We start from the raw sequence: 7,577 nt of genomic DNA, 5'->3' as shown, positions 1-7,577 counted from the left end.
AAGTACATCTTGGATCTCATAAGCTCAGGATGGGCTTTAAAATATAAACAAAAATTCAGTTTTGAAGATTTACAGCCAATTATTTGACACTTACCTATCCTATCCTATCCTATCTTTTCAAGTCGAAATATGGTAAAATGTAACAATAATTATGAAAAAGAATAATTATTTCCCATCACAGACAACCCTGATTTCTATTGTACTTGTGGCGACTTTACTTGAATTATTGTTAGTCTTTTTTGTTAATTTGAATATTGCTAATTTTTTAGCAATCATTTTTACCAATGCAATATTACTAGCCATCGTCTTATATGCAAAATATAAGTTCAAGATTGATCAACAAGAATTGATTGACTTGAGCAATAAGAGCGCTGAGGAGTCACTTCAATATACACTTGAAGCACTTCCGATTGCAATCATAAAATATAATCCAACAAGTTATCAACCTGAGTGGTACAATCCTTATTCTAGCCTTATTTTTGAAGGAGACCAGGAACTTAATCCGGATCTTCTTATGAAACTTGTAATGGATTTTGGAAAACATGGAAGGCCATATAAGATTAATGAAAAATCTTATTCTGTATCTTGTGATCTTACTAGAAACATTATTTATTTACAAGATTCAACTGAAGAAGTCAATTCTAAAATGGACTTGCTTGAACGTCGCCCAATCATTGCAATCATTGCGATTGATAACTATGATGATGTGACAGATTCATTTTCGGATGGCGATAAATCAAGCATTAATAGCTTTATTGCAAAATTTTTGGATAAATACGCTAAAAATCGTTCTGTCTATTTGAGACGATTAGCAGCTGATCGTTACATTATTTTTGCAAACTATGCCGTCTTGTCTGAATTGATGACAGAGAAGTTTTCTCCCCTATTGGATGAATTCAGAGAAAGAGCTGCGGAGAAAAAAATTCCACTGACTCTTTCAATTGGTGTAAGTTATGGAATTGTCGATTATATGACAATCGGTAAGACCGCGATGAATAATTTAGAATTAGCCCTCATCCGTGGTGGAGACCAAGTTGTTGTCAAAGAAAATGAAGACAATGCTCGTGCGGTTTACTTTGGTGGAAATTCTGAATCTCGAATTGAGAAGTCAAGAACACGAGTGCGTGCTATTGCCTCACTCCTCAATAACATTATTTCTGAATCTAACCAAGTTTTCATAATGGGACATAAATTTCCAGATATGGACGCCCTTGGTGCTTCAGTCGTGATGAGAAATTTCGCTGCAGGTCTTAATAAAGAAGCCTTTATTGTCTATAATCCTGAGCAACTTCAGGAAGATACCAAACGTGCGATTGCTATGCTGAACGATGTAGAGGGACTTTATCCCCATGTGCTTCGCCTAAACTCGGCTAAAAAGCTAAAAACGGATAATGCATTGCTTATCATGGTGGACCATTCAAAGATTAGCCAAACCATGGATAAAGAATTTTTTGAAAGATTTGATAAGGTCGTTGTGGTTGATCATCATCGTCGGGATGATGACTTTCCTGAAAATCCGCTTTTATCTTATATTGAGTCAGGAGCAAGTTCCGCGACTGAGATGGTGGTTGAAATTCTCCGTTTCCAAAACAAATCTGGAGTAAAGATGTCATCGATTGAAGCTTCGGTTGCACTAGCCGGAATCTCAGTGGATACAAAATCTTTCACTAAAGCAACAACTGAGAATACCTTTGAATCTGCCTCATTTTTGAGAAATCAAGGAGCTGATAATGATCTTGTCCAAAAGTTCTTGGCCACAGACTTTGAAACCTTCAAGCAGGTCAATGAGGTTGTTCTTGCAGCTGAGATTATAGATGGCGGTATTGCTATTGCTCTTGGTTTACCTGGGCAGGCTTATCCAAAAGTTATTTTGGCAAAGGCGGCTGATCGTTTGCTTACTTTACAAGGTGTTAAAGCCAGCTTTACTTTAGCTGTGAATGAAACAAATGATGTTATTGTTTCAGCAAGAAGTAATGGAAAATATAATGTACAAACAATTATGGAAGCCCTAGGTGGTGGTGGTCACTTTGATTCAGCAGCCACACAGATAACGGGTAAGTCAGTAAATGAAATTAAGGAAGAATTGATTCAAACAATCAGAGAAAGGGAAAGTAAATGAAAGTAATTTTTTTGCAAGATGTTAAGGGAAAAGGAAAAAAAGGTGAAATTAAAGAAGTTCCAGATGGATACGCACAAAACTTTTTGATTCGAAAAAGCCTTGCAAAACCAGCAAATAATACCAATATTTCCGTCCTTGAAGGGCAAAAAAGAGCAAAGGAACGCGAAGCTGCCGATATATTGGCGGAGGCCCAGCTTTTGAAGATTCAACTTGAAGGTGAAAATGTCGTGATTGAGTTAAAGGAAAAAGTAGGTCCTGATAGTCATCTTTTTGGTGCAATTAATTCAAAAAAAATTGCAGATGCAGTTAATGTTCAATATGGATTGAAGCTTGACAAGCATAAGATCTTATTAGATAATCCATTACGTGCTTTGGGCGAACGTGAAGTTCCAATCAAACTTCACCCAGAAGTAACAGCGACGGTCCGAGTACGTATATCTGAGGCATAATGGCAGAGTTTGATTTTGTAAAACAGACGCCTAGGGATCTTCAAGCTGAAAAAGCAGTTTTAGGTGCGATATTATTAGAAAATGAACGGCTCCTTGATATCAAGGAGTTTGTTTCGGTTGAGGATTTTTATCTACCTGCCTATCGCACTATTTTTTCAACTATGGAAAACCTGAATGATAATTCACTTCCAATTGATATCGTCACTCTGAATTCAAAACTAGAAGAACAGGGAGACCTTGAGTTAGTTGGGGGGGTAACTGGACTCAGCGAATTAACTGATGAATACCCACTCCCTTCACGTGCCACGTACTATGCTCAGATTATCAAGGAACGCTCACAACAAAGAGCGGTTATCCGGGAATTATCAGAGACCATTGATCGTGCTTATGCAATGGAAGATTCAGCGGAAGATTTGATTGCAAATACGGAAAATCAAATTGCGAAGATATCTGAAGGTCAGAGTCGTTCAGGTTTTGTCAAAATGTCGGAAATCATCAACGAGAATTTTGCGGCGATTGAAGAAAGAGCCAAGCAAAAGTCTAGGGTTACAGGTTTGGCAACGCGTTTCTTTGAATTGGATCGATTGACAACTGGTTTCCACGATGAGGAGCTAATTATTCTTGCAGCACGCCCGGGTGTCGGGAAGACTGCTTTTGCCTTGAATATTGCGGAAAATGTGGCAACGACTCAGAACAAAGCCGTTGTTATTTTCTCGCTTGAAATGGGTGTTGAAAGCTTGGTTGATCGTATGATTGCTGCAACCGGCCCGATTAATGGTATGAATATCCGAACAGGCCAGCTGTTAGATCAAGAATGGGAAAATCTTATCCATGCGACTAACACCTTATCCAAGGCGCAAATCTATATGGATGATACTCCGGGGATTAGGGTTGGAGAAATCCGTTCAAAATGTCGCCGGTTGGCCCGTGAGGTAGATAATCTAGGCCTTGTTGTTATCGACTATCTCCAGCTTATACAAGGCAGTGGGCGCGAAGGCCGTCAACAAGAAGTCTCAGAGATTTCTCGTCAGTTGAAGATATTGGCAAAGGAATTGAAAGTTCCTGTTATCGCTTTGTCACAATTATCACGTTCTGTCGAACAACGTGATAATAAACGTCCACGTTTATCTGATTTACGTGAGTCAGGCTCTATTGAGCAAGATGCGGATATTGTTGCTTTCCTTTATCGTGAAGATTATTATGCACGTGAAGGTGAGGAGCAGCCAGAGGACTTGGATGATTCTGTAGAAGTAATTATTGAAAAGAACCGTTCAGGAAGCCGGGGTACGGCTAAACTTAGATTTATTAAAGAATACAATAAGTTTGCTAACATCGAAGCCAATCGGATAGAGAATTAGAATTCACATGTATTTCATGCTATAATGGACAGTAAATGAATTTTGAAAGCTTAGCTCTGGATACAAGCTAAGAGAGGTAAAAAATGGAACAAGAAATTGGAAAAATCGTTGATATTCGTAAACAAGTTGAAGCCCATATAGGTAAAACTATCGAGATTACTTCACAATATGGCCGTAAGAGAGAAAACCGCCACAAAGTAACTTTGCTTGAAGCCTATGCAACACATTTTATCGTTGAGAATGTACCACTTCGTGGTCCAAAAGTGCGTGAGTCATACCAATACGCTGATATCTTAACTCAAACAATTCTTATCCATTATTAAGAATTGTTATTAATGGGCTAACCTGCTAAGTTGATTTAATTTTGCTAGTACTTTATTTTATGAAAGTAATAGCTTCTTTCTTTAGTAGTAGGGATTTTTAGTTTAAAGAGTCTTGAACAAGCGATCTAAATTTTGGGGGCGAGGATCGCATTTCTTCAAGAAATGCGATACTATTTATTTATTTTATTGATTAAAGGAGTTTGAATGTTACCGCAAGAACCATCCATCAATTGGCAAATGCGTGTCATTGACAGCAGTTCCGGCAATTCTTATATGGGAGAGTTTGGAAATCAGAGGGTCTTCATCAAATTGAATGCAAGCCCACTTTTGCCGAGCCTATCAACTGAAGGGATTGTACCAAAAATTCAATGGATTCGTAAAACTGATAATGGTGAAACGTTAACTGCTCAGTCGTGGGTAGGGGGACATAGTCTATCAATAGAAGAAATGGCTGAAGAGCAAGTCTATGATATTTTAAAGAAATTACATGGAAGTCATACACTGCGCGACTCGCTTTCAAATTTTGATCGCTCTGTCTCACGTCCCTCAGAACTCCTTGCTCATCTTTTGGAAAAACCAAACTCAGTCGTGGCTACTAACACATTTTTAAGCAAGATTGCTTCAGAAATGTTGCGGACAGTACCAATATTGAATAACCTTGCAATGGTTGTGGTTCACGGGAATGTTTCTCCGGATAATTGGTTAAAGGATGAATCAACAGGAAAGATTTATCTGATTGACTGGAAAACTGTCAGCCTTGGAGATGCCTATATCGATAACGCTTTCTTGCTTTCGCATTATATCCCATCCAAGGACTGGGGGGCATGGTTAGCTAAATCAGGTGATCGTTTAGCAGATGTTGCAACACTTTCAAAGTTGATTTGGTATGGTAAGCTATCTTTTTTAAGACAAATTGATTTTTATCTTGAAAAAGGGAATACAACAGCTGCAAATGCTGAAATTCAAGGGCTTAGAAGATTTATGGAAATGTTTGAATGAGAGTCAAGAAGAGAAAAGATGCCGATAAAATCATCGACGCCCGGCCTGACCTTGTCTTTACAGAAAAAATGGATTGGCAAGAAGTTTTTGGCAATGAGAATCCGATTCATGTTGAAGTTGGCTGTGGTAAAGGTGATTTTATCGTTGGAATGGCCGAAAAGCATGCAGATATTAATTACATTGCAATAGATCTTCAAGAAACCGTTATTTCTTTTGCTCTTGACAAAGTAGTAGCAAGTGGTTTATCCAATGTTAAACTTATCTATGGGAATGGTCGTGATCTGAATGAATACTTTGCTGAACATGAAATTGGCCTGGTTTATCTTAACTTCTCGGATCCGTGGCCCAAGGCTCGCCATGAAAAACGCCGATTGACATATAAGGATTTTCTTAAGACTTATCAAATGACAGTTGTTCCAAATGGTCAAGTTCATTTTAAAACTGATAATCGTGTTCTCTTTGAATACAGCCTTGCTTCAATGAGTCAATATGGTATGGTCTTGCAACAAGTTTGGCTTGATTTGCATAAAGATGAAGAATTTGATGGAAAGAATGTCTTGACTGAGTATGAGCGCAAATGGTCAGCTAAAGGTTATCCTATCTACCGGCTTGAAGCAAAATTTGTTGAAGAGTCTGAATAAATTATATTGGCTCAGATAATACAGTCCAAAAAACATATTGTCTGGCTTAATAAAGGAAACTCTAATGAAATGTCCAAAATGTCAATCAGAAAATTTTAAAGTTCTAGATACGCGGGCCAGTGATGATTCGGTTCGTCGTCGTCGTGAGTGCCTATCATGTGGTTACCGTTTTACTACTTACGAACGAATTGAACAACCAACCTTGCTTGTTGTAAAAAAAGATAATACACGAGAAGTCTTCGATCGTGAAAAAATCACCAAGGGGATTGTTCAATCAGCTCAAAAACGTCCGATTTCCTCAGAAAAAATCGAAGCAGTAGTGGAAGAAATTGAGCAAAAGGTTAGGGCTTTGGGGGAAAATGAAGTACACACTGATCAAATTGGTGAGATCGTCATGAACGCCTTAGCAGGCCTTGACGAGATTACCTATGTTCGTTTTGCTTCCGTTTATCGCTCGTTTAAGGATGTCAGTGAATTAGAAGAATTACTTAAAAATTTTACAAAGAAATAAATTGAAGTAAAAGGAATCGACTTGAAACCAGGGGACAGATATTCAATTTTAAATAAAGGGAAGACAAGCTTTGATGAATCTACATTCGCAGAGCTTTATTTGCCTATTTTAGGAAAAACTGCTTTTACTCTATATGGACTCTTACGTTCACTTCCAGATGGTAAATTCTCCAACCTTTTAGAATATTTAAACATTGGCCAAGCGAGACTTGAGGGGTCTTTGGATAAGTTATCCGCCTTGTCGTTGGTTAAGATATATGAGCAACCTAAATATTTTCAAATTCTTTTAAGGAGTCCAAAGTCGTTTGAAGACTTCCTATCCGACCAGTTGTTTAAGCAATTATTAATTTCAAAAATAGGTGAAAACAAAGTCAAGAACTTTATGACCTTGCAGCCCGAAGGATTGGATATCACAAAGAAATTTTCAGAAGTTTTTGATCCTTCTTTAGCTGAAGGCCTTGACGAGTCTTCTGAAAAAATTAGTACTGATCTGCTTGATCTTGAAACCTTTGAGAAAATGATGTCAGATAGAGGGCTTCATTTTACCAATAAATCAACGGACATCATTCAGTTATTTTCAATTGCCGAAAAATTTGGCTTAGACTGGTATGCTCTTTTCAAGTTAGCAGAAGAAACAGCCAACGTAGATCACACGATAAATACTGATGCAATGCTGCAACGACATGTTGCAAGTAAACAGCCACTTCCTAAAGTAGATGAGGCTTTTTCAGACCTTATCCGTGTAGCTAAGGCGATGGAACCAGAAGAGTTTTTAACACAAATCAAGCGTCAAGTTGGCGGGTTTGTAGATGCATCAGAATTAAAGCTTCTTTCCAACTTTAGTAAGCAGAACATTAGCTCAGAAGTTCAAAATATTTTAATTCACTATGCCCTGATTCAACAAGGAAATGCTAGTTTGCGACCAACTTTTGTTAACCGCATTGCTAATGACTGGATGCGTAAGAAGGTGGTAAACGCTGAATTGGCGATTGAGCGGATTAATAACTTTGATGAAGAAAGTTCGACAAGTAAAAAAGTGACTTTTTCTAAAAGGGAGAATGTTATTCCTGAACCAGTTTGGTCTAACCCTAATTACCATGAAGTTGCTTCAGATGATGAAGTTGCAGAATTCAAAAAGCAACTAGATGCCCTACAAAATAGTAATTGAGAGGTTTAAG

At 37.9% G+C, this 7,577-nt stretch carries 8 protein-coding genes; all 8 read left to right on the top strand.

Translation table 11 applies throughout. The features are described 5' to 3' along the window. Positions 1 to 151 precede the first annotated feature (151 nt). The 8 genes from HNQ37_RS05880 (at position 152) to HNQ37_RS05845 (ending at position 7,567) form a co-directional block, all read left to right on the top strand. On the top strand, positions 152 to 2,119 hold the full coding sequence (locus HNQ37_RS05880) for a GGDEF domain-containing protein (RefSeq protein ID WP_183540271.1): 1,968 nt from the start codon (positions 152 to 154) through the stop codon (positions 2,117 to 2,119). Beyond that, positions 2,116 to 2,568, top strand: a complete 453-nt coding sequence (gene rplI, locus HNQ37_RS05875) for a 50S ribosomal protein L9 (protein ID WP_183540269.1) — start codon at positions 2,116 to 2,118, stop codon at positions 2,566 to 2,568. The genes HNQ37_RS05880 and rplI overlap by 4 nt, the downstream gene beginning before the upstream one ends. Further along, complete coding sequence (dnaB, locus tag HNQ37_RS05870) at positions 2,568 to 3,926, top strand: replicative DNA helicase (RefSeq protein WP_183540267.1); 1,359 nt, start codon at positions 2,568 to 2,570, stop codon at positions 3,924 to 3,926. The genes rplI and dnaB overlap by 1 nt, the downstream gene beginning before the upstream one ends. An 83-nt stretch (positions 3,927 to 4,009) precedes the next feature. Next, positions 4,010 to 4,249 carry a Veg family protein gene (locus HNQ37_RS05865; RefSeq protein ID WP_183540264.1) on the top strand — a complete coding sequence of 80 codons (240 nt, stop codon included), beginning with the start codon at positions 4,010 to 4,012 and terminating at the stop codon, positions 4,247 to 4,249. Between the two features lie 204 nt (positions 4,250 to 4,453). Then, complete coding sequence (locus HNQ37_RS05860) at positions 4,454 to 5,248, top strand: phosphotransferase family protein (protein WP_183540262.1); 795 nt, start codon at positions 4,454 to 4,456, stop codon at positions 5,246 to 5,248. Then, on the top strand, positions 5,245 to 5,889 hold the full coding sequence (gene trmB, locus HNQ37_RS05855) for a tRNA (guanosine(46)-N7)-methyltransferase TrmB (protein WP_183540260.1): 645 nt from the start codon (positions 5,245 to 5,247) through the stop codon (positions 5,887 to 5,889). Before HNQ37_RS05860 ends, trmB begins: the two co-directional genes overlap by 4 nt. A 64-nt stretch (positions 5,890 to 5,953) precedes the next feature. Continuing rightward, on the top strand, positions 5,954 to 6,400 hold the full coding sequence (nrdR, locus tag HNQ37_RS05850; RefSeq protein ID WP_183540258.1) for a transcriptional regulator NrdR: 447 nt from the start codon (positions 5,954 to 5,956) through the stop codon (positions 6,398 to 6,400). Positions 6,401 to 6,421: 21 nt separating this feature from the next. Further along, complete coding sequence (locus HNQ37_RS05845) at positions 6,422 to 7,567, top strand: DnaD domain protein (protein ID WP_183540256.1); 1,146 nt, start codon at positions 6,422 to 6,424, stop codon at positions 7,565 to 7,567. The last annotated feature ends 10 nt before the right edge of the window (positions 7,568 to 7,577 follow it).

The organism is Lactovum miscens (assembly GCF_014202895.1).
Taxonomy (GTDB): domain Bacteria; phylum Bacillota; class Bacilli; order Lactobacillales; family Streptococcaceae; genus Lactovum; species Lactovum miscens.
Note: the sequence above shows the minus strand (reverse complement) of the source record. Positions and strands in the feature narration are given on the sequence as shown.

What these genes read in the sequence shown, in the direction of transcription:
- HNQ37_RS05880 (WP_183540271.1), top strand. Translation starts at nt 152, where the DNA reads ATGAAAAAGAATAATTATTTCCCATCACAGACAACCCTGATTTCTATT.
- rplI (WP_183540269.1), top strand. Translation starts at nt 2,116, where the DNA reads ATGAAAGTAATTTTTTTGCAAGATGTTAAGGGAAAAGGAAAAAAAGGT.
- dnaB (WP_183540267.1), top strand. Translation starts at nt 2,568, where the DNA reads ATGGCAGAGTTTGATTTTGTAAAACAGACGCCTAGGGATCTTCAAGCT.
- HNQ37_RS05865 (WP_183540264.1), top strand. Translation starts at nt 4,010, where the DNA reads ATGGAACAAGAAATTGGAAAAATCGTTGATATTCGTAAACAAGTTGAA.
- HNQ37_RS05860 (WP_183540262.1), top strand. Translation starts at nt 4,454, where the DNA reads ATGTTACCGCAAGAACCATCCATCAATTGGCAAATGCGTGTCATTGAC.
- trmB (WP_183540260.1), top strand. Translation starts at nt 5,245, where the DNA reads ATGAGAGTCAAGAAGAGAAAAGATGCCGATAAAATCATCGACGCCCGG.
- nrdR (WP_183540258.1), top strand. Translation starts at nt 5,954, where the DNA reads ATGAAATGTCCAAAATGTCAATCAGAAAATTTTAAAGTTCTAGATACG.